Here is a 22082-nt window from a genome sequence, read left to right on the forward strand (position 1 = left end):
GACCCGCCGAGCCCCGTGGGCGGCGTGAACGGCGGCGGCGCGCTGATCAACGACCTCGACCTGGAGCTCGAATCGCCGGGACCGGACGGCCTGATCGGAACCCCCGGAGACAACGTCGTGTACGACGGCAACGTCTACATCCAAGGCCAGCCCTGCTGCGCGGGCCAGTGGTCGCAGGGCCGCCCGACGGGGCAGGCCGCGGTGCACGACACCCACAACAACATCGAGGCGGCGCACCTGTCGTCCGCGGTCAGCGCCTCCCTCCCGAACGGCGGCAACCAGCTGGTGACCGGCACCTGGAAGGTGCGCGTCAGGCGGGGATCGGGGGGCGCCGTCGCCGGGCAGATCTCGCTGATCAACGGGAACGAGGAGGACGGCAACGGCAACGGACGGCTCGACGCCGGCGAGGACGCGGACGGCGACGGCCTGCTCGACGCGGGGGGCCAGCCGTTCGCGCTGGTGATCGCCGGGCCGGTGATGGCCTCGGGCCAGTCGCAGAGCTGGAACGGGACCTCGCACACCCTGCCGGGATCCTCGGCGCGCCTGAACAAGTACCAGTATTCCTGCTCCGACACGGTGGTGGCGACGGTTCTCGATCCGGGCGCCGCGTCGGCGGCCGCGGTCAGCGCCGACGCGCTGTTCCAGGTGGTGAACGCCGCGGGCGCGGTCCTGGACGAGGAGAGGGGCGTCTCCTTCGCGGAGTCGTTCGGAGGGAGCGGCGACTACGTGTCGTCTCCCCTGCCGGCGCGACTGGGATCGCCTGCCGTGAAGTACAACGGCGTCCTCGAGGGGGACAACGGGCAGGCGCTCGTCCTGCGCTACACCGACTCGCCGCGCAGCTCCGAATCGCGCGCCCGCTTCCAGTGCACGCCCAGCATCCTCCAGTGGTCGCTCGACGTGAACGGCCGGGGCAACCCCCCCTCGTTCATCGGCGGGGGTTGCGACGGCGACCAGTTCCTGGACGCCGGGGAGCGCGTGACCTACTCGATTGCCCTCCTGAATTTCGGGCGCACCGACGATCTGAACGATGTCGTGGCGACTCTCTCGCCGGCAGGGCCGGGAGCGGGCGCGGTGCGCGTTCTCGACTCCCCGAAGTCGATCGGCCGGCTGCCCGGCGGCCAGAGGACCGGCATCACGTTCTCGATCGCCGTCGACGCGGCGGCGGCGAACGCCCTGGCGGTCGCCAACCGCAGGGTCGACCTGGTGCTTCAGCTCGACGGCGGGGCCTCGGGCGCGAGGCTGTCGCGCGTCACCTACACCTTCGGCCACGTGATCAACGCCGATGCCGAGGCGCTGCACTATTCGACCGACTTCCCGACGGGCGGGCGCGAGGTGCGCGACTTCAACAGGAACCTCCAGATCGACCGCGCCGACACGATCGATCCCTTCCAGGGCGTGTTCTGGCCGGACGAGGACGTCACCTTCTCGACTCTCTTCGCGCCGCGCACCGTCGGCGGCAAGGTGAGCAACACGCTCGGCGAGGACCTCAACGACAACGGGGTGCTCGACCCGGGGGAGGACGTGATCCCGAACGGCCGGCTGGATCGCGGCATCCTGGCGTTCGCCTCCGGCCCATCCGCCGGCGACAAGGTGCCCTGGAACTTCGACACGAGCGACGGCGGCTGGTTTCCGCTGCGCTCCAGCTTCAGCAAGGCCGCCGGGATGAGCGCCAACCCGGTCTGGGAGTACAAGGGGGGCGGAGTGTGCGTGCTCGGTCCCACACCCGGGAAGGCGTGTTTCTCAAGCGCCCAGTGCGGCACGGGCGGCACCTGCGCCATGCACACCGGCATCTGCGGCTTCCAGACGGCGCGGGCCGATCCCGACATATCCCCCTGGTTCCAGAACGGCGGGGCCGGCATCTGGCACACCGGGGACGGCGATCCCGCCACGCCGGATGCCAACGCCAACGCCTGCGACGGGTATCCGTTCCCCACCCAGGGGCAGACTCCGGACATGACCGAGATCTACTTCGACGTCCTCCACTCGCCGATCATCGCGAAGGTCAACCAGGTCAACGACCCGCGCGGCTTTCCGTACACCGTGGAGTTCCAGCGTCTCGGCTTCAACATGAACATCCAGACCTCGGACTACTCGGGGGGCAGCATCGACCTGGACAACGACATCGACAGCGACGCCAGGAACTGCCTGCTGTGCATGTACATCTACACCCGCTTCCCGGACCTCTATACGCTCGCGGTCTTCCACACCTACAACCAGGGGATCAATCCCGTGAGCAGCGTGTCGCAGCGGACCTTCGGTCCGCTGGAAGACCCGGATCACACGTTCGCCCAGAACCGGGTGATCAACGGGGACGAGACCGGGTTCACCGGCTTCACCGCGAACACCAATCCCGACAGCGGCAATCCGATTCCCACCGCCGATCCGGACTTCCTCCCCTACCCGATCCCCGGCGCGCCGCAGGTCTGTGTTCCCGGATGCGCCGTTCCGGCGGAGTGCTGCGAGCAGAACACGGTGGCGGGGCCGGAGCGCAACTTCGACATGAGCCTCCTGGATTACGAGGACGGGCAGATCGTCATGAGCATCGGCCCCGGCCAGCCCGAGCCGATCGGCGCCTTCTCCCCCGGATCGGCCGGCACGAGGTGGCAGATCGGCCTCGGCTTCTACGCCCAGGAGAACAACGCCAGCCGCTCCGACTACGGCATCGGGTTCGACGATCCGATCCTGGAGTGGGACGAGGTGCATCCGCTGGACGAGAGCGCCTTCGTGCCAGTGCACGCGCCGGCCTGCAGCCGCTTCGGCGGCGCCGGCCAGCCGGCGGGCCAGCCCTGCGCCACGCTGGCGATCGATCGGCTCAGCCTCTACGAGTGCAACGAGACGGTCGAAATCAGCGTGAACGATCCGCGACGCTCCGCGCAGCCGAGCGTCACGGTGTTCGGGGTCACCGACTCGGACAACATCTCGGTGCCGACCGGCGTGATCCAGGCGCTCCATCCGCGCAAGTCGTTCACCATTCCCGCGGTGGCCGGCCAGCCCGGCTTCTTCCGCGGCCAGGTGGTCCTCGGGTCCCTGTTCGACAACCCGGATCTCCTGCTGGCCGGCGTCAACGACTCGAACATGACGTTTTACTACCTCGACCCCGAATGCGACGGGGACGGCGACGGTTCCGTGGGAGAGAACTCGTTCGGCAACCTGGACAACGACGGCATCACGGCGCCGCCCGACAACTGCCCGTTCGACTACAACCCGCCCGTCGGCGGAGTCCAGCCGGACGGCGACGCCGACGGCGTCGGCAACCTGTGCGACAACTGCCCCGGCGTCTCCAACCCCAGGAATCCGGAGACCGGGAGCCAGCCCGATTCGGACGCCGACGGCGTGGGGGACGCCTGCGACTTCGACGACATCGACTTCGACGGGCGGGTCAATTCCGTCGACAACTGCCCCGACGTCTACAACCCGACGCAGGTGCCGGCGGGCGGCGGATCCACGCGCGGCGCGGCGTGCTCCGGCTCGGGCGACCGGGACAATGACGGCGTGCAGGATCGTCTGGACAAATGCGTCCGCACCGCCGACGCGGCCCAGACGGATTCCGACAACGACGGCATTGGCAATGCCTGCGACGGAGACTGCCTGAATCCACGCCCGGCGATCCTGGCGGTCGGATCGTGCAACCTGATCAACGAAACCTCCTGCTCCGCCGCTCTCCCCTGCCCGAATGCCGGCACCTGCAGCAACAGCCCGACGGTCTTCTGCTACGTCAACCAGGACTGCGGAGGAGGGGGGGCGACCTGCGGGAACTTCGTGACGCAGACCTGCCAGAGGCTGGGGCTCGTCAACGACGGCTCGTGCGGCACGGTCCAGGACGACGCCGATGGCGACGGCGTCCCGGACAGCATCGACACCTGCCCGGTGACCCCGAATCCGCCGATCATCCCGGGGACGTTCCGGCAGGCGGACGCCGACCGGGACGGCCGCGGCGACGCGTGCGATCCGCCGCAGACCGTGGACGACGACAACGACGGCCTGCCGGACGATGCCGTCAGCTTCACCACCCAGATGGCCTGCAGGAAGCTGCCGCTGCCGTCGCTCGTCGTGTTGCCGTCGGGCGTGCGCGATCTCAACGGCGACCACGATGCGTTCGCGGACGCCGGGGAAGTGGCGCGCATGACGCTCTTCGTGAAGAACAACAGCGCCATCAACCTCACCGGCGTCACCCTGATCCTGGGGTCGGGCGATCCCGACATCGGCTGCATCACCAAGGGCACGGTGGTCATCCCGTCCCTGCCGGCGGGCGTGACGGTGGACACCGCCTCCCCGGGGATCAATACCCCGGCCGGCGCCGGCGAGTTCGAGTTCGTGGTGTCGCAGGGGGCCAGCACCACCAACCCGACCGATCCGGCCAAGGGGGACTTCGCCGTGACGCTGTCCAGCAACGAGGCGGTCGGCACGGCCACCCGGTCGGGCATCCGGCTCCTGCTCGACCTGGACGTCCCGGCCGGAGGCATCCCTCCCAGGGTGGCCGGCCACGACAACCGGATGGGGACGGCCGATGACGGCATCGTCCGCGAGGATTTCGACACGAACCGCAACGGCAACACCATCAATGCCAACGGAGATCCCCAGTTCGATCTCAGCAGCCTCTGCCAGGTGCTGCCGGGTCCCGATCCCGCCGGCCCGACCGGTTGCGCGCAGAACACTCCCGGAGCCCTGAACGACACCATCGGCGTCTGGGTCTCGACCGCTCCCGGGGGGATCAACGTCCTCTCCGCGGTCGGCTGCGCCGGCTTCTTCGTCCCGCCGCAGGACCCTGCCTGCGTCATCGACCCGGACAACGACATGGACTGGCACATTCACTGCCCGCCGGGCGCGCTCCAGGCGACCTGCCCGAATTCGACCCCGCACCAGACGCCGGTGAACGACGGCCTGGCCTATGACGGCAACAACTCGCTGCACTGGGGCTATCACCTGCTCCTGACCGACCGGACGATGGACACCACGCGCTTCCGGCAGCTGGCGGCGTTTATGACCAACCCGATCAACCTGACGCCGCTCCCCGTTCTCGGGGACCTGGAGCTGTCGTTTTTCCACATCGCCGCGATGATGGACAACAACTGGAGCGGCGTCCCGATCGGCCAGGCGAACGATTACGGCGACGTGCAGATCCAGCTCGACCGCAACCCGAACGCCGCGGTCGACGACTGGGGCGTCTGGGACAAGCTCGCGCCGTTCGAGAACGTCTACGATCACATCCCCTATATCTGGTCGTACTACCGGACCGCCGCGACCTACTGCAACCTCACGCCGGCCGACACCGGGAACGCTCCGTACGCGCCGCGCGGCGTCCGCGAGACGCTGTGCTACCCGCTCGGAGTCTGGTCGAGCTGCGGCAACCCGCGCGACACCACCGGCACGTTCCAGTGTCCGGGGCCGGGGGCCCCCGGCTCGGTGGCTTCGAGCACCGGGGCCCTCTGGGTCCAGAGCCGGTTCAGTCTCTCGACCTTCCAGGGCCAGCGGGTGCGCATCCGCTGGATCGCCCAGTCCTGGGAATTCGACTGCTGCGACTCCTCGTACGACGAGGTCGGCTCCTGGGTCGGGACCACCGGCGACGAGGGCTGGTACCTCGACGACATCGCGATCACGGGGGCTCTGCAGGCCCAGGCCGCGCCCCTGGCCGACACCAAGACGCCATGGTCGGGAGCCTGCCCCGCCAAGGCGTGCGACGCCACCCAGGGCGACAGCGGCTTCAACGTGAGCCTCCAGGTCACCGAGGATCTGGCCGACGGCATCGTCGTGGCGGGCGAGAAGCTGCTCGTGTCGGCCGCGGGCACCAGCAATCCCGGGGGCTGTGTCGGGGGCGGCACCCAGTACCGCTTCTTCAGGGACAACCTCGTCGCGCAGGACTGGTCCTCGACGCCGTCCCTGGTCGACACACCGAGCGCGGACAGCGTCTACCGCCTCCAGGTGCGTTGCAGCGTCGACGCCACGTGCACGAGCAGCGCCACCGCCTCGGCTTCGAACAGCCGGTCCTTCCAGGTGTACAGCGGCGACGGCAACGACATCGCCTTGTCGCTGTCGCACGACCGCCTGACCGGCGTCACGACTCTGTCATGGCCGTCACGCGTGCAGACGACCGCGGTGTCCGGATTCGACGTGTTCCGCGGCACGCAGACGGACGACGGCCTGTCGACCACCGCGGCCACGCCCGACGCCGGCCTGTCGACCCTGGCTCCCTTGTCGTGCAACGTGGCGAACGGCGCCCCGGGGACGAGCGTGTCGGTGACCACCTCGCTGCAGCCCGCGACGAATGCGAGCCTCTACTTCCTGGCAGGCCACAACCCGGTCGTCGCGGGCGGCCAGGCGGCGCTCGGCCGGCGCGGCGACGGGACGCTCCGGCCCCTCGCTCCGAGCTGTCCTTAGGAGCCTGTCCGAGTATTCGGGCAGGCTCCTTGGAGCCTGTTGGAGGATTCGGCCGGCCGCGAGCGGGCCCGCCCGGGACTCCTCTTTTCTCTGTATACTCCGCGCCCGGAGGAGATCCCCTGGAAGCGATCAAGGAGGCCATCGTCCGCGCCCTCGAGACTCTCCTGGCCGCCCGCTATGGCGCGGCGCCGGACAGGATCGCCGTCGAGTACCCGCCGCAGCCCGGACTGGGGGACCTCGCCTCCCCGGTCGCGTTCGAGATGGCCCGGCGCCTGAAACTCGCCCCGCGGCAGATCGCCTCGGAGCTGGCGGCGGCGTTCCCTCCCCTGCCGGGAGTCACGAGGGTGGACGTGGGAGGCGCCGGCTACCTCAACATCTATCTCGATCGAGGCGAGGCGGCGCGCGCCCTGGCGCATGAGATCGCCTCGCCGCCCGCCGGGGCCGGGGACCGAGGCAAGATCATCGTCGAGCACACCAACATCAACCCGAACAAGGCGGCCCACATCGGGCACCTGCGCAACGCCGTCCTCGGCGACACCCTCGCCCGTTGCCTGCGATTCTTCGGTCACCCGGTCGAAGTGCAGAACTACATCGACGACACCGGCGTGCAGGTGGCGGACATCGTCATCGGATTCAGGGAGATCCTGCAGCAGGGCCTCGAGGAGGCACGGGCGATCGAGGGCCGCTTCGATTCCTTCTGCTGGGACCTGTATGCCCGAGTCACCGAGATGTACCAGGCCCGGCCGGAGACGAAGGAGCAGCGCGCCTCGGTCCTGAAGAGCCTCGAGGAGCGGCAGGGCGCGGATTCCGCACTCGCGGACTACGTGGCCCGCCGCATCGTCCACTGCCACCTCGACACGATGGCGCGCATCGGCGTCGAATACGACCTGCTGCCCTGGGAGAGCGACATCCTGGCCCACCGGTTCTGGGATACGGCCTTCGATCTCCTCAAGAAGAAGCGGGCCATCGAGAAGGTGGCGTCGGGGGAGCGCCAGGGATGCTGGGTGATGGCCCTCGAAGGGCCGCGCTTCGCCGATCTGAAGGAAGGGGAGAAGATCATCGTGCGCAGCAACGGCACGGTGACGTACGTCGGCAAGGACATCGCCTATCAGCTGTGGAAGTTCGGCCTGCTCGAGGCCGATTTCGGCTACGAGCCCTTCCGCGAGCGTCCGGGCGGGAATCGCGTGTGGTCCACCGCCAAGGGACCGGGCGTCGTGCCGCACCCGGCGTTCGGCGGGGCGGCGAGGGTCTACAACGTGATCGACGTGCGCCAGGCTTACCTTCAGGCGATCGTCGTGGAGGGCCTGAAGGCGCTCGGCCACGGCGACCAGGCCGCCCGATCGACCCATTTCGCCTACGAGATGGTGGCGCTGACTCCCGCGAGCGCCGAGCGGCTGGGCGTGGCCCTCGCCGACGAGGATCGGCGGAGGCCCTTCATCGAGATGTCGGGGCGTCGCGGGCTGGGCGTCAAGGCGGACGATCTGCTCGACGCCCTGCTGAAGCAGGCGCAGGCCGAGGTGCAGGCGCGCAATCCGGATCTCGAGCCCGGGACAGGCGAGGCTCTGGCGCGCGCCATCTCGGTCGGAGCGCTTCGCTACCTGATGGTCAAGTTCACGCGGAACAAGGTCCTGGCCTTCGACTTCGACGAGGCCCTGTCGTTCGAAGGAGAGACCGGGCCCTATCTTCAGTATGCCGTGGTCCGCGCCGCCGGCATCTTCGAAAAGATGGGGCGCGCCGGCGGGCCGGACGAAAGGCAGGCCGCGCGATGGGCCCTGGAGGCTGCGTTCGATCTCCCTGCGGGGGAAGCGGCGGAGGAGCACTGGGGGCTCCTGACGCACATCGCGCGCTTCCGCGAGACGGTCGCGCAGGCGGTCGAGACGCTCGAGCTGTCGCAGATCGCCAAGTACGCCTTCACCCTGGCGCAGCGTTTCAATTCCTTCTACCACAAATACCCCGTCATGCAGGAGCCGGACTTGCGCATGAAGCAGGCGCGCGTGATCCTCACCTACCTGTTCCTCGCACAGATGCGCCAGGCCTTTCAGCTCATGGGAATTCCCGAGCCGGAGAGGATGTGAGACCGGCGGAGCCCTCCGGTCCGTCCTCGGGCGCTGTGCTATTATCTTCATCCGAATGAAGCGTTTATCCCGTAGCCCGAGAGTCCACAGGACGATCCTCCGCTTCCTCCTGCTGGCCGCCGTCGCGTTCCCCGCGCGCGGCCAGGACATCATCCCGTTCAGCGAGATCAAGGCCGGCATGAAGGGCGTGGGGAAGACCGTGTTCAACGGCACCCGCGTCGAGGATTTCCAGGTCGAGGTGATCGGGACCCTGGAGCATGTGGCGCCGCAGCGCAACCTGATCCTCGTGCGCCTGGCGGGCGGGCCGCTCGCCAACACGGGGGTCATGAGCGGCATGAGCGGCAGCCCGATCTATTTCGGCGACCGGCTGGCGGGCGCGGTCGCCTACACCTGGGGTTTCGCCCGCGAGCCGGTGGCCGGCGTGACGCCGATCCAGGAGATGCTTCAGGTCGAGGACAAGGAGTCCCCCGCCGGGTCGCCGCAGGGCGCGCGCCGCACCATGGCCGGCCCCGACGGCGCGCCCCTTGGCCTGCTGAAGGATCCGGAAGGGCTCCCGGCCCACTTCGCCGCGTACTTCGACAGGCTCCTGCCGCCCGCCGCGCCCGCGGCCTCTCCCATGACTCCGATCGCCACACCACTCCTGTTCAGCGGCCTCACGACCCGGGCCTTCGACCGGGTGGCGCCGACGCTGACGCGAGCCGGCTTGCAGCCGGTGCAGGGCGGCACCGCCTCCCGGGCCCAGAGCGCCTCGGCGGACGCGAAGATCGCCCCGGGCGCCGGAGTCGGCATCAAGCTGGTCAGGGGGGACGTCGAGATCGCCGCCATCTGCACCGTGACCTACCGCGAGAAGGACCGCGTCATGGCCTGCGGCCACCCGCTGCTCAACCTGGGTCCGACCGACCTGATCATGACGACCGCCCAGGTGAACGGCCTGTTCCCCTCCCTGCAGGAATCGTTCAAGTTCGCCTCCGCGGGGGAGGAGGTCGGCGCGTTCCGCCAGGACCGCGCCACCGGCGTGTTCGGGTATCTCGGCAAGAAGCCGCGCCTGATTCCGGTGCGCCTCGAGCTGCAGTCGCAGATGGGGCGACCGCAGCGCTTTGCCTTCGACATCGTGGAGGACGCCTTCCTGGCGCCCTACCTGCTCTACGCCGCCCTGAACGGCATCCTCAGCAGCGAGGAGAAGGACTACGGCGAGGTGACGCTGGCGTACAAGACCGGATCGACCATCCAGGTGTCGGGCGAGGAGGACATCGAGCTGAAGAACCTGTTCGCGGGGGATCTGGCGTCGCTCTACGCCTCCGGCACCGTGGCGTTCATCACTCAGCTCCTCCTGAACAACGAGTACCATCCGGTGCACATCGAAGGGATCAACCTGATCCTCGGCTACCAGGACGAGCGACGGCTGGCCCGCGTCGAGCGCGCCTGGGTCAACAAGGATCGCGTGCGCCCCGGCGAGACCCTCCAGGTGTCCGCCGCCATCAAGCCGTTCCGCGGCCCCGAGGTGATCCGCCAGATCGACATGGCCATCCCGGAGGAGGCCCTGCCCGGCCAGCTCGTCCTGCAGGTGGGGGACGGGCTGACGCTGGCGCGGATCGAAGACGAGGGAGAGTCCGGAGGGGACGACTTCCACCCGCGGGACCTGGACCAGCTCATCTGGCTCATCAATCACCTGCGCAGCAACAACAAGGTGTATGCCGTCCTGTCGCGCGCCGACAACGGCATCCTGTTCCAGGGCCGGCGGCTCCCCAACCTCCCCCCGTCGGTCGCCCAGGTCATGGTCCGGCCGCAGTCGCGCGGCAATTACCTGAGACTCTGGTCCCGCGGAATCGCCGAGGAGAACCTGGATACCGATTACATGATCTCCGGCTTCAAGCAGCTCACCGTCGACGTGGAGGAATGACGTGGCGTCACCCGCCGTGCCGGACGTTCGTCCGGGAGCGTTGAGGATCCTGCTCGCCGCCCTGGTTCTGTCGGTTCTCCCCCGCCCCGCCCTCGCCGTCTCTCCCGTCCTGTGGACGCTCGAGACGTACGACGATTTCGAGAAGGGGAAGCCGGACGGGGCGGCGGTGGCGGCCACGGGCGAGCTGATCCTCGCCCCGGCGCTCAGGCCCCTGAAGGTCCCGCCCCTCGACCAGTCGTCCGAGCCGTTCCTCTGGTCGCAGGTGGTGGACAGCAAGGGGACGCTCTACGCCGGAGGAGGAAACGGCGGCAAGATCTACCGCGTGCCGAAGGGGGCAGCCGGCTCGCTCTACTACGAGACCGGCGACCTCGCCGTGCACGCCTTGGCCGTGGATCGGAGCGATGTCCTCTACGCCGGCACCTCACCCAACGGAAAGATCTACCGGATCACCGGCGAGGCCAAGGGAGAGGTCTATTACGAGCCGGAGGACCGTTACATCTGGGATCTGGCGGTCGGCCCCAAGGGGGATCTCTTCGCCGCCACCGGCGAGGGGGGCGTGATCTACCGGATCCCGGGCAAGGGAAAGGGGGAAGTGTTCTTCGACAGCGAAGAGTTTCACGTCGCCGCGCTCGCTTTCGATCCCTCCGGAAATCTCCTGGCGGGGACCGACGGCAAGGGGCTCCTCTACCGGATCACCCCGGAGGGGAAGGCGACCGTCCTCTACGATTCGCGGCTGCGCGAGATGAACGCCGTCGCCGTCGATGCGAAGGGGGTGATCTACGCCGCCGCCATCGGCCAGGAGGGGGAGATGCCGATGCCCCTGCTCCGTCAGCCGGTCGCGCCGCAGGAAACACCCGCCCCCGCCCGCGGCCCGTCGAACCCTCCCGTCGTGATACCCGGGGTCGAATCGGGTACGACGGCCACCGTGACCGTGACCGCCTCCGCCGCGGGACCGCCGACGCCGACCGCGGGACCGCAGCCCCGAAGCGAAGTCTACCGGATCGACCCGGACGGGAGCGTCACGACGATCTGGGCCTCTCAGAGCGAAGTCGTCTATTCGCTGGTCGTCGATCCGTCCGGGCGTCCGGTCGTCGGGACCGGCGATCCCGGGCGCATCCGCGTCCTCTCGGAGGCGCAGCAGAGCACCCTGCTGGCCCGCCTCCCCGAGTCCCAGGTGACGTCGCTTGCCCTCGGACAGGGGCAGGCGGTGTACGCCGCCAGCAGCAACGTGGGCCGCCTCTATCTTCTGGATGCCGCCGGGAGCGAGGCGGGGACCTACCTGTCTCCCACTTGCGATGCCCAGACCGTGGCCCGCTGGGGCCGGATCTCCTGGCGGGCCAGCGTGCCCGCCGGCGGGCGTGTCGAGGTCACGACCCGTTCGGGAAACAGCGGCGCCCCCGATTCGACCTGGAGCGACTGGTCGCCCGCCTACGCCAACCCCGAGGGGAGCGCGGTGACCAGCCCGTCGGCCCGGTTCCTGCAGTGGCGCGCCCGCCTGGCGCGCGCCGGCGCCGGGCAGGGGGCTTCCGGGGCGGGACCTGCTCTCCAGGCCGTGTCGGTCGCCTACCTGCCGGGCAACCTGCCGCCGGCGGTGAAACGAATCGTCGTCGAGCCCCCCGGCGTCGTGCGCGACAGGTCGCCGTACGCCCCCGAGCCGGATCCCCAGGACCTCGCCTTCACCGGGATCCGGGTGAACCCGGAGAGCGGGGCGCCCGAGTCGCGCCCACCCCAGCTCCCCGAGAAACGCATTTACGTGCGCGGCATGCGTGCGATCGACTGGGAGGCCGAAGATCCCAACGGCGACACCCTGTCCTTCGACCTGTCGTTCCGGGGCGAGGGGGAATCCGCCTGGAAGACGCTGGCGAAGGGGCTGCGCGACAGCTATTTCGCGCTCGACTCGACGCAGCTGCCCGACGGCCTCTACCGGGTGCGCGTCGAAGCGACCGATGCGCTGTCCAATGCGGCAGGGCAGGCGAAGACCGCGAGTCTCACCGGGGATCCCTTCCTGGTGGACAACACGCCGCCATCGCTTCAGGTCACGGCCCGCAAGAGCGGCAAGGACGTGGTCATCGACGTGTCGGCGAGCGATGTGCCGGGACCGATCGCCCGCGCGGAGTATTCGGTGGACGCGGCGCGCTGGGTGCCGATGGCCCCGACGGACGGCGTCTCGGATTCTCGCACCGAGACCTACAGCGTCAGCCTCCCGGGGCTTCGTCCCGGCGAGCACACGGTGATCGTCAAAGTGACCGACCTCCTGGGCAACACCGGGGCGGGCAAGGCCACCTTCACCTCCGACTGAGCGGGCCCTTGAGGAAGACCGCATGAGAGCCGACTCCCCCGCCGCTCTCCGGCTGCCGCTCAGGGCGATTGCCATCCTTCTCCTCCTGCTCGCGGTCCCGGGCGCGTGCGGCCCGGCTCCTTCGAAGACCGGCCGCGGGGCGGGTGAGGGCCCGTACGGAGGCCGGTTCGTCTTCCCTCTCTCGAGCGAGCCGACGACGCTCAATTTTGTGACGGGAAGCGACCTCGTCAGCGACACCGTGGGCCGCCTGGTGGGCGACGGCCTGGTGGATTGTGACGAGAGGCTGCAGATTGTGCCGCGTCTCGCGGAGTCATGGGAGTTCTCGCCGGACGGCCGCGTGCTGACCTTTCACCTGCGCCGGGGCGCTCGCTTCCACGACGGGCTGCCCGTGACCAGCGCCGACGTCAGGTACACCTACGAGCGCGTCATCGATCCCAGGAGCCGCGCCGTCGGGCGGGTGGATGGGTTCCTGCCTGTCGAGCGGGTGGAGACGCCGGACGAGGAGACGGTGCGGGTGACGTATCGGTTCCCGTACTCCCCGGCGCTGGCCGCCTGGGAGGTGCCGATCCTGCCGCGCCATCTCTACGAGCGCGAGGATTTCCTGACGGCGCGCCCCAACCGGGCGCCCGTCGGCACCGGCCCGTTCCGTTTCGTCGGCTGGGAAGCGGGCCGGCGCATCGTCCTGGCCGCCAACGAGGACTACTGGGGGGGCCGCCCGTTTCTCGACTCGATCGAGCTTCCGATCGTTCCGTCGGAGGAGACCCGTCTGCAGGCCCTGCTCGCCGGGGAGATCGACTACGCCACGCTCACGCCGATGCAGTGGGTGGCGCACGCCTCGGACCCATCCTTCGCGCGCCGCTTCGACACGATCGAGTACCCGTCGCTCTTCACGTATTACATCGCGTGGCGCTCGGATGGCTCGAACCCCTTCTTTACGGATCCCCTGGTGCGCCGGGCGATGGCCCTGGCGCTCGATCGCGAGGGATATGTTCGCAACGTCCTGCGCGGGGCGGCCCGTGTGTCGGCCTCGCTCTTCCATCCTTCGGTGCTGCCCCCCGACCCCGCGCAGCCCGCCGCCCCATTCGACCCCACCGGAGCGGCGGAGCTCCTCGATCGCGCCGGCTGGCCGGTCGATCCGCGAACGGGCCTGCGGACGCGCCGCGGCGTACCGTTCCGCTTCGCTCTCCTGATCTTCAGCGGCGGGCAGGACCACGTGCAATTCTCTCAGGTGGCCCAGGAGTCGCTGCAGCACCTGGGCATCGAGATGTCCATCCAGAGGCTCGACTGGCCGACCCTCTGGGGGCGCCTGCAGAAGGGGGAATTCCAGGCGGCGCTTTCGGGCTTCGTCTCGAGCGTCGACCCGGACGGAGTCGCCTACGGCATGCTGCACTCCTCGCAGGTCAAGGGAGGGCAGAACTACGCCGGCTTCAACGACCCGCAGACGGACGCCTGGATCGAGGAGGGACGTCGCGAGGTGGATCCCGTGCAGCGCCAGCTGACCTATCGGAGAATCGAACGGCGGGCGTCCGACCTGCAACCGTACACCTGCCTGTTCTCCCCGATGACGCGGGCGGCCATGGTCCGCCGGATAGGCGGGGTCCACCCCGGCCCGCGCGGCCTGATCGCGCACTACCCCGGCCTCGCGCGGCTGCGGGTCCTGGACCACGAAGGGCCGTGATCGGTTTCCTGGCGCGCCGCCTCCTGTCCGTGCTCCCGACTCTGGCCGGGGTCACGGCCGTGGCATTCGGAATCCTCAACCTCCTGCCGTCCGATCCCCTCCAGGTCTGGTCCGCCGGCGGCGCCCCTTCGGCGGAGGCGGTCGCGCACCTGCGCACCGCGCTGGGCGCCGACCAGGGACCTGCGGCCCGCTATATCTCCTGGGCCACGGGGCTCCTCCGAGGCGACCTCGGGCGATCGCTTCGTGATGGAAGGCCGGTCGCCGCCGTCATCGGCGATGCCCTCCCCTGGAGCCTCTGCCTCAACGTCGCGTCCATCCTGATCATCTACGGACTCGCCGTCCCATTCGGGCTTCTCGGGGCGGCATCCCCGGGACGGGCGGCGGATCGGCTCGGAGCCTGGGCCCTTCTCCTCCTCTATGCCGTCCCCCCGTTCGCCGCCGCGCTTCTCCTCCAGCAGTGGCTCGCGGTCCGTCTCGGATGGTTGCCCCTCATGGGAATATCGGCGGACGGGGCCTCTCCCCTGGCCCGGGGCCTCGATCTTCTCCGTCACCTGGTCCTGCCGACGTTCTGCCTCGCCCTGTCCGGCTGGGCGATCGTCGCGCGCTACTCGCGCGCCGTGTTCCGGTCCATCCTGGGTCGGGAGTACCTCGCGGTCGCCCGCGCCAAGGGCCTGCCGCGCTCTCGCGCCTACCTGCACGTGATCGCCAACGCGATGGTCCCCTTCATCACCCTCCTCGCCGCGGTCCTGCCCGGGCTGGTCGGAGGCAGCATCCTGGTCGAGCAGGTCTTCTCCGTGCCGGGAGTCGGAAGGCTCTACCTCGCGGCGGTCGAGGGGCGGGATTACCCGGTGGTCATGGGGCTCACGCTGCTCTCGGGGATCGTCGTGGTCGCGGCGCAGCTGCTGGTCGATCTGCTCTACGCGATCGCCGATCCCCGGGTCCGCGAGGGGATGGAGGAGGACAGGGCCCTTGCCCTCTGACGCGCGGCCGGCCGCATGGATCCTCCTGGTGATCGCGATGCTGGGATCGCTCGCGCCCATCCTGGCGAACGATCGACCGATCGTGGCGAGAGTGGATGGACGTCTGGTCTATCCCGCCCTGGCCGACCTGCCGATGGCCGGCCGTCTGTTCGACGATCCCGCGGCGCGCCGCGTCGACTGGGGCGCGCCGGCGGCCGCATCGACGGACGCGCCCGGCGGCGCGCGCCCTCTCCTGATGCCGCCGGTCCCCTACTCCTTCCGCGGCGTCCGCCTGGATCAGGCGCTCCTCCCGCCCGGGCGGATTCACCTGCTCGGGACCGATGCTCTCGGCCGGGACCTCCTGTCCAGGCTGATTTACGGCGCCCGGCCGTCTCTCGCGGTGGGGTTCGGCGCCACCGCCCTGGCGCTGCTCATCGGTTTCTCGCTGGGGGCCCTCGCGGGGCTGCGCGGCGGCCTGGTGGATCTCGTCGTGGTGCGAATCGTCGACATCGTGGCCTGCTTCCCGCCCTTCGTCCTGGCGCTCGCTTTCGTCGCCGCCCTCGGTCACTCGGGGCTCCTGCCGCTTGCGGCGGGCATCGCGCTCAGCCGCTGGACCTCGATGGCGCGCTACGTCAGGGGGGAAATCCTGCGGCACCGGGGCGGCGAGGTGTGGGTCTCCGCGCGAGCCGCCGGCGCCGGCGCTCCCCGCCTCGTCCTGCGGCATCTTCTGCCCCTGCTGGCCGGGCCCCTCTGGGTCATGGCCGCCTTCGGAGTGGCGAACGCCATCCTGCTCGAGTCGGGCCTGAGCTTTCTCGGATTCGGCATCGACCCGCCGGCCCCGTCCTGGGGATCGATCCTCGCCGAATCCCGCGCGACGCTCGATGCGGCCTGGTGGCCCGTCGTCTGTCCCTGCCTGGCGCTGATCGCCGTCCTCGCCGCCTTGTGCGCCGCGGCCGAGGGGGCCGCCGGGACGGAATCGGGCCGGGGATCCGCCTCATGACCGGAGGCGGACCCCGATCGATCCCTGGCGGGTGACGGACCTCACCCCGCCCCGGTCGCCGCGCCCGCATGGCAGACGCGGTTCTTCCCCGTTCGCTTGGCGTGGTACAGGCCCCGGTCGGCGGCGGCCACCAGGTCCGGGCCGTTGATGGCATCGGCGGGGAACGACGCCGCTCCCAGGCTGGCGGAGACATGCAGGGGGCGCAGCATGCCGGGCAGGGTGAGCGGGTTCTTCTCGATTTCGGTCCGCATCTTTTCGGCCACCGTCAGGGCGTCGGGCGCCTCGGCGTCCGGCAGCAGGGCGACGAATTCCTCGCCGCCGTAACGCGCCACGGCGTCCGAGCGGCGCAGGACGCGGGCGACGAGCTGCGCGACGTGACGGAGCACATCGTCACCGGCCTGGTGGCCGTAGGTGTCGTTGAACCGCTTGAAATTGTCGATGTCGATCATGACGAGGGCGACCGGTCGATCGAGGCGGCGCGCCCGATCGATCTCCTGGTCGAGAAGGCTCCGGAAGTGGCGGTGGTTGAAGACCCCCGTCACACCGTCCAGCTCCGCCAGCCGCTTGGTGGCCATGAGGAGGCGCTGGGTCTCGACCGCCACGGCGGTCATGTCGGCGCAGCGCTTGAGGACCTCGAAGTCCTCGGGATCGAAGGCGTGCCGCCTCGTGCAGGCGACGCGGAAGGCCCCCATCACCCGGCCGCGAGCCCGCAAGGGAATGGTCATGTCACTCTTGAGGTTCTTCTGCTTCACGCTCTCGGCGAAGCGCATCTCGGCCGTGACGTCGTTGCGCCACATCGGCTTGTCGTTCCGGATGACCCAGCCCATGAGGTGGGACGCGTCGCCCGGAAGGCGCTCGGGATCGCGCGGCGCCTTCTCCCCCCGCTTCAGCACCTCGCGCACCATGACGCTGTCCCCCTCGACGAGCCCCAGGGCGGCGCCGTCCACCGGGAAGAGCCGGCGGAGCGACTCGGCGATCTTCTCCAGGACGGTGTCGAGATCCTCCGCCCCGGCCGTGGCGGAGGCAATTTCCATGAAGGAATGGAGGATCCTGCGATCGGTGCTGCCGGGATGCTCCGGATCGGGAGCGCTCAGGACGCGCCGCCCCCCGGCCGGTAGCCGAGCGGATCGATCAGAACCTGGGGAAAGCCGGCGCCCAGGACGGCGGCAATCAGGCGTTCCCTCTCAGGCGGCGAGGCCGACCGGCTCAGTCCGTCCGCGTCGAGCTCGATCCGGGCCCCTTCCCCCTGCAGCCGCACCCGGACCTGCCTGTACCCGAGCGAGCGGACCGCCGTCTCGGCCCGCTCCACGAGAGAGAGCGCGGCGCGCGTGACCGGGACGTTTCGCGGGATGCGCGAGGCGAGGCAGGCCATCGCCGGCTTGTCCCAAGTCGGCAGGCCCAGCTGTTTCGAGAGGCGCCGGATCATCGCCTTGGAGAGGCCGGCCTCCACGAGCGGCGCCCGCGCGCCGGCCTGGGCCGCCGCCTGCATGCCGGGCCGGTCATCGCCCAGATCGTCCGTGATCGCTCCGTAGACGATCGTCCGCCCAGGCGCCCATGCGGCCAGGGACGCGAGGACGCGGAACAGCTCGGCCTTGCAGTAGAAGCAGCGCGCGGCGTCGTTTCGGACGTAGCGGGGATCGTCGAGCTCCCCGGTCGGCACCAGGAGGTGTCGGGCGCCGATCAGACGGGCCAGGCGCCCGGCGTCCTCCTTCTCCGCCGCGGCGAACGAAGGGGAGATCGCGGTGACCGCCGCAGCGCCGTCACCGAGAACGTCGTGGGCCACCTTGAGCAGGAACGTGCTGTCGACGCCGCCCGAGAAGGCGACGAGGCAGGGACCGATGTCTCCCAGGATCCGCTTCAGTGCCTCGAGCTGACCTTCCATCGCAGGAAACCGGCGTGAATCCCCGTCGCCACCATCACTTTGGCGAGGTCGAAGAGGAGAAACGGCACCGACCCGGCGCGCCACGCGGCGGCAGGGCCGCCCAGAAACACGGACAACCAGGCCAGGCCGCAGGCATGGACGGCGACGCTCCCGGCCAGGAATGCGGCGAGGGTTCCCCAGGTTCCCAGTCCGCGGAGCCTCCTGACGAGCCATCCGGTCGTCCATGCTGCTATGACAAACCCGACGAGGTAGCCTCCGGTCGGCCCGAGAAAGTAGGCCGGTCCCGCGCCCGGCAGAGCGAAGACCGGCAGCCCTGCCAGCCCTAAAAGAAGATAAGACACCTGGCTCGCCGCGCCGGCGCGCGGGCCGAGCAGAGCTCCGGCGAGCAGGACAGCCAGCGTCTGGAGGGTCCCGGGAACCGGCGTCAAGGGGAGCGGGACCGAGACCCTGGCCCCTGCCCAGGTCAGAAGCGCGAATCCGAGCACCAGGACGACCCGGGTGAGGGGGCGAGAGACCGACCGGACGTTGCCGATGCCAGGGGCCGCCTGCCCCCCTTCGGGATGCGAAACGAGGCCTCCCATCGTCGTGCTCATGCCCCCTCCCCCGTTTAATTGGTCATTAATTCGGCCAGAACCATCCGAGACCGCCCCATTCTAGGGTGCCGGTTATTTCCCTGTCAATGAATCGGGGGGTCATGGACCGACTTTTTTGGGCTTTCCCAACTTTTCCTTGACAGTCCCAACCCTTCACAGTATATGGGCAACGCATTACAAAGTTCGCCGTTTGGATCTGCCGACTGCTGGACCTTTACAACCTAGCGAGGTCGTAGTGGGGGGGCTACCCATCGCCCGCCATGTCTCCCAAGGGGACAGAAGCGGGTCATCGCCTTCCGCCTTCACGGTGACCGTGCCAGCCTCGGTCATCGCAATGCCATCTTCCGCAGAGCTTGTAGCAGCCCACCAAGGAGGACTCGAATGAACGCACTTTCGAACGCAAAGTGCACCCGTCTACTGGTCGCCGTCGGCCTCTGCCTCATCCTGGCCGCGCCGGCGATGCTGCTCTGGGCATCCAGGGCACAGACTCCCGTCGGTGACGAAGAGGACGCCTTCATCGCCAAGCTGATGGAGATGGACGCGAGGAAGATGGCCACCGTCCAGCTGCCTCTTGCGACGCTGCGGCCGGCCGAATTCGCGGTCTTCGGCGACGACTTCAAGTCCCCGCGGCGAGTCGATGGCGATGCCAAAGGGTTGCTGCGGACGAACATCGCGGACATCGACCCGAAGAACGCCGAAGCCGCTCTGCGCGGCCTGCCGGCCGACCTCAAGTTCGCGGATAACGACGTCACCCGCATGGGCGCCAGGGGTAACCTGGCCCACGGTCCCAACTACCTCATGCTGAAGCCGGAGGCGATCGCCGCGAAAGGGCTGGACGCCGTCCTCGACGGCATCCGCCGGGACGTCACGTCCATCATCGACTACCGGGCAAACTCGACGATTCTCGCCTACGTCGATGCGGGACAGATTGGCAAGCTGCGCCAGAACGAGGACGTGGCGTTCTTCTACGCCATGCAACCGGCGGACAAGATCGACATGCAGGCCGGCCGGCGCCCCTTGATCAACAGGCACAGGGCGGTCGACCCGACGTTCCTGCTCGAGGTCGCCATGGTGCGCGGCGGCGATGCGGCGAAGGATCGACTGGCGAGGGTCGCCGGCGTCGTCGACGTAGCCGAATACGGCGTGGATGGCTCGGCCTACCTGGTCCGCGCGGACCACAAGGCCCTCGGAAAGATTGCTCGTCTGCCCGAAGTCCTGCACATCCAGGAGTACTTGGAGCTGATGCAGCAGAACTCCCGGGTCCCCATCATGGTCCAGACCGGTTCGGCGGAAGACGCCAACTTCATCCGGCCGTTCGATGACGCGGGCGTGGACGGCGGCGGTATCGATGGAAACGCGTCGGGCGTCGCCGACGGACAGAGGGTGAACGTCGGTCCTGGCCTGGCCGCCACGGACGTGGTGCCGCCGCAGCTCGTGGGCGTCATCGATAACGGCATCTCGGGCGACACGCCCAGCTTCTCGCAGACCGCGACGCAGGTGTTCGACATCACGCACGCCTTCCCGTCGACGAACCACCGCAAGGTCCACTCGATCATCCAGGTCCGCGACAACGGCGACGACTGCGACGGCGCGCTGGACGGATCCGGCAGCCACGGCAACCTCGTGGCGAGCGCGATTGCCGCCTGGCCGACCGGAGTCGGCGTGTTCGCGACCCGGTCCGGCATCGGCGGAGGCGGCCAGCCTCGCAATGCCAATCTCGACGGCGTCGCCAAGGGCGCCCGCATCATCGTGAGTGACGTGGCGAATCGGACCCTCTGTACGATCAACTCCCTGATCGAGAAGGGGGGGAACGTCGACCCCGGCAGCCTCCTCACCCGCCTGAGCGAGTTGATCTGCCCCCTCAGCGGCGGCACCGGCATCTGCTCCGGCATCGTCGGCGGCGGCACGGAAGCGCACCTGGCGGTCATGCCGTTCGGCGCCCCGGACAACTTCTCGACGATTCAGTTCCTGGCGACCAACGGGACCTATCCGCAGCAGGCGGCCGACATCGACAAGTTCCTGTACAACAACCGCGACTTCATGGTCTTCGCCCCGGTCGGCAACAACGGCGGTCTGGCCGGCACGAACCGCGTGGGCCTGATGCTGGTCGTCATCCCCGACCTGTTCAACGGGACGGCGGCCGACGAGGACCCGAACTTCCCGAGGCCGATCCAGACGCAGCCTCCGTCGACCGCGAAGAACCTGGTGTCGGTCGGCGGCACCCGGTCCGATGCCGTGACCGTTTTCGGCACGAACGACCAGGAGAACAACACGGTCGGCTTCGAATCGCGCGGCCCGGCGACCCAGGAGTCGCTGCGCATGGCGCCTCTCGTCACCGCCCCCGCCACCGACCTGGTGCCGGCCTTCGAGACGGCCTCCATCTCCGCGTTCCGCAGCCGTGACAACAACAACGCCGCGCCGGTGGACGCCCAGATCGACGAAGGGAACTTCGGGACCTCGTACGCCGCCGCCTACGTCACGGGGGCCGGGGCTCTCGTCCGCGACTACTTCGCGCAGGGCTTCTACCCGACGGGCGACCGGACGACGGCCAACCGCGTTCCGAACATTTCGGGCGCCCTGGTCAAGGCCGCCATGGTGGCCTCGGCCAAGTTCGGCACCCTGGTTGGAACGCAGGGACAGGACGTCAACGAGCGCAACCTCCGACGCACCCGCGCCATGAACGTCGGCTCGCCGGGTGGTACGTTCGTCGGCGTCATCGGGAACAGCGAGCAGGGGTACGGCCGGGCGATCATGGCCCACGTCCTGCCGCTGGCCAACTGGTCGAAGAACTTCGTGTACAGCCCGAACGGCGGCGGGAACGCCGCGTCCACCCCCGAGCATCCGGCCCGGGGTCTTCTGGTGTGGGACGACATCGCCACCGGCGAGCCGGCGATCGACAACGTGACTACCTCGAAGACCCACAGGTTCCGCGTGGGCAGCCCGCGGACCATCGTGGGCGCGGGCGGCGGGCTGGCGGTTCTGAGGAGCGAGCTGGTCATCGGGCTGGCCTGGACCGACATCCCGTCGGCGCCGGGGAGCGGCGGACCGCTGGTCAACGACCTCGACCTGGTCGTGACCTCGCCGGGCCCGGACAACTGTCTCGCCTCGGGCGATCTGAAACCGGACGGCGTCACCGTCTGCCCGGCCGGCTCGGCGACGGACAACCTGGCCTACGACGGGAACGTCTACAATGGCGGCCATAACGCGCCGTGGACCGACCAGTACTCCCTGGCCCGTCCGGCCGCTTCCGGCGAAATTCACGACCTGCGCAACCCGCAGGAAGGGTTCCACCTCAACTCCGATCCGAACCAGGACCGGAAC

Annotated in this window: 11 protein-coding genes; 8 read left to right on the plus strand and 3 right to left on the minus strand. The window is 69.3% G+C overall.

Annotated elements, in window-relative coordinates; genetic code table 11:
- Positions 1 to 24 precede the first annotated feature (24 nt).
- From VGV60_08990 to VGV60_09020, 7 genes are read left to right on the plus strand one after another with little or no spacing between them, the layout of a single operon-like run.
- Positions 25 to 6375 carry a thrombospondin type 3 repeat-containing protein gene (locus VGV60_08990; protein HEV8701391.1) on the plus strand — a complete coding sequence of 2117 codons (6351 nt, stop codon included), beginning with the start codon at positions 25 to 27 and terminating at the stop codon, positions 6373 to 6375.
- Between the two features lie 29 nt (positions 6376 to 6404).
- Positions 6405 to 8450: an arginine--tRNA ligase gene (locus VGV60_08995; GenBank protein ID HEV8701392.1), complete on the plus strand. Its 2046-nt coding sequence runs from the start codon at positions 6405 to 6407 to the stop codon at positions 8448 to 8450.
- 55 nt (positions 8451 to 8505) lie between these two features.
- The gene (locus VGV60_09000; GenBank protein ID HEV8701393.1) at positions 8506 to 10350 is read left to right on the plus strand and encodes a hypothetical protein; all 1845 of its coding nucleotides are present in this window, start codon (positions 8506 to 8508) and stop codon (positions 10348 to 10350) included.
- A gap of 1 nt (position 10351) precedes the next feature.
- On the plus strand, positions 10352 to 12649 hold the full coding sequence (locus tag VGV60_09005) for a hypothetical protein (GenBank protein HEV8701394.1): 2298 nt from the start codon (positions 10352 to 10354) through the stop codon (positions 12647 to 12649).
- 22 nt (positions 12650 to 12671) lie between these two features.
- Positions 12672 to 14327, plus strand: coding sequence for an ABC transporter substrate-binding protein (locus VGV60_09010; protein ID HEV8701395.1), 1656 nt, complete (start codon positions 12672 to 12674; stop codon positions 14325 to 14327).
- Positions 14324 to 15307: an ABC transporter permease gene (locus tag VGV60_09015; GenBank protein HEV8701396.1), complete on the plus strand. Its 984-nt coding sequence runs from the start codon at positions 14324 to 14326 to the stop codon at positions 15305 to 15307. Before VGV60_09010 ends, VGV60_09015 begins: the two co-directional genes overlap by 4 nt.
- Complete coding sequence (locus VGV60_09020; GenBank protein HEV8701397.1) at positions 15297 to 16286, plus strand: ABC transporter permease; 990 nt, start codon at positions 15297 to 15299, stop codon at positions 16284 to 16286. The genes VGV60_09015 and VGV60_09020 overlap by 11 nt, the downstream gene beginning before the upstream one ends.
- A 41-nt stretch (positions 16287 to 16327) precedes the next feature.
- Here VGV60_09020 and VGV60_09025 read toward each other — a convergent pair whose 3' ends face one another.
- The 3 genes from VGV60_09025 to VGV60_09035 are packed head-to-tail and all read right to left on the minus strand — an operon-like array spanning position 16328 to position 18761.
- Positions 16328 to 17320, minus strand: coding sequence for a sensor domain-containing diguanylate cyclase (locus tag VGV60_09025; GenBank protein ID HEV8701398.1), 993 nt, complete (start codon positions 17318 to 17320; stop codon positions 16328 to 16330).
- A 56-nt stretch (positions 17321 to 17376) separates the two neighbouring features.
- Positions 17377 to 18168 carry an ATP-dependent sacrificial sulfur transferase LarE gene (larE, locus tag VGV60_09030; protein ID HEV8701399.1) on the minus strand — a complete coding sequence of 264 codons (792 nt, stop codon included), beginning with the start codon at positions 18166 to 18168 and terminating at the stop codon, positions 17377 to 17379.
- Positions 18144 to 18761 (minus strand): biotin transporter BioY, encoded by a 618-nt coding sequence (locus VGV60_09035; protein ID HEV8701400.1) that lies wholly within the window; start codon positions 18759 to 18761, stop codon positions 18144 to 18146. Before VGV60_09035 ends, larE begins: the two co-directional genes overlap by 25 nt.
- 381 nt (positions 18762 to 19142) lie before the next feature.
- Here VGV60_09035 and VGV60_09040 point away from each other — a divergent pair.
- Positions 19143 to 22082: S8 family serine peptidase (locus VGV60_09040; protein ID HEV8701401.1), on the plus strand; the 2940-nt coding region annotated here is incomplete at its 3' end.

Source organism: Candidatus Polarisedimenticolia bacterium (genome assembly GCA_036001465.1).
In the GTDB taxonomy this organism is placed as follows: Bacteria; Acidobacteriota; Polarisedimenticolia; order Gp22-AA2; family Gp22-AA2; genus Gp22-AA3.

What these genes read in the sequence shown, in the direction of transcription:
- VGV60_09010 (HEV8701395.1), top strand. Translation starts at nt 12,672, where the DNA reads ATGAGAGCCGACTCCCCCGCCGCTCTCCGGCTGCCGCTCAGGGCGATT.
- VGV60_09035 (HEV8701400.1), bottom strand. Translation starts at nt 18,761, where the DNA reads ATGAGCACGACGATGGGAGGCCTCGTTTCGCATCCCGAAGGGGGGCAG.
- VGV60_09000 (HEV8701393.1), top strand. Translation starts at nt 8,506, where the DNA reads ATGAAGCGTTTATCCCGTAGCCCGAGAGTCCACAGGACGATCCTCCGC.
- VGV60_09025 (HEV8701398.1), bottom strand. Translation starts at nt 17,320, where the DNA reads ATGGAAATTGCCTCCGCCACGGCCGGGGCGGAGGATCTCGACACCGTC.
- larE (HEV8701399.1), bottom strand. Translation starts at nt 18,168, where the DNA reads ATGGAAGGTCAGCTCGAGGCACTGAAGCGGATCCTGGGAGACATCGGT.